This is a genomic window from Shewanella sp. CAL98-MNA-CIBAN-0140, assembly GCF_040309905.1.
GTDB classification, from domain to species: Bacteria; Pseudomonadota; Gammaproteobacteria; order Enterobacterales; family Shewanellaceae; genus Shewanella; species Shewanella psychromarinicola.
Genome location: NZ_JBEOPI010000092.1, coordinates 1 through 856 on the forward strand (window position 1 = coordinate 1; position 856 = coordinate 856).

At 39.0% G+C, this 856-nt stretch carries 1 protein-coding gene; it reads left to right on the top strand.

Annotated features, from left to right (window positions below; all coding sequences use genetic code 11):
• Positions 1-89 precede the first annotated feature (89 nt).
• Positions 90-839, top strand: a complete 750-nt coding sequence (locus AAEY93_RS20270) for an IS5 family transposase (protein WP_124011573.1) — start codon at positions 90-92, stop codon at positions 837-839.
• The last annotated feature ends 17 nt before the right edge of the window (positions 840-856 follow it).

The following is an 856-nucleotide window of genomic DNA, read 5'->3' on the forward strand; positions in this document are numbered from 1 at the left end:
TAGGGGCTGTTGATCTTTGTTTGAATTTTGTGCGAAGAAGGTAATCTCGTATAATTCACTTCGCCAAAAACAAATACAACGAGATTACCATGCCCCGATTAATGCTCACTGATGAGATGTGGTCGAAGCTAAAAGCTATTCTGCTTGATGATAGAGTTTATAACAAGCAAGAGCATCGATTTACGATGGAAGGTATCCTTTACCGATTGCGTGTTGGCTGCCCTTGGCGAGATTTACCTGAATATTTTGGCTTATGGAATACCATTTACCGTCGATTTTTACTGTGGTCAAGAAAAGGTATTTTACTTAGGCTGTTCAAAACATTATCGACTAATAGTGATACTGAATGGGAATTTATTGATGGAAGTTATGTAAAAGCCCATCAACACAGTTCAGGTGCATCATCTGATGAAAATCAAGCAATTGGGTTAAGTCGTGGTGGTAATACAAGCAAAATCCATCTCGCGGTAGATAGCTATGGTTTACCGATAGAATTTATTGTTACAGGTGGAGAAGTTCATGATAGCAAAGCAGCTAATGCCCTTATTGAACTATTGCCACAAAGTCATTTTATTATTGCAGACAAAGGCTACGACAGTGAAGCGATTAGAGATAAAGTGCGTGAATGTGGTTCAAAGCCAGTGATCCCTAGAAGACAAAATTCGAAGCAAGGAAATGGCGATATCGATTGGTGTTTATACAAATATCGGCATTTAGTTGAAAATGCTTTTGCTCGGCTCAAGCATTTTAGAGCGATAGCTACCCGCTATGATAAATTGAAAATTAATTTTGAAAGCCTGCTGGCTCTAGCTTGCTCTATAATTTGGCTGCCAATGTGAAAGATCAACAGCCCCTA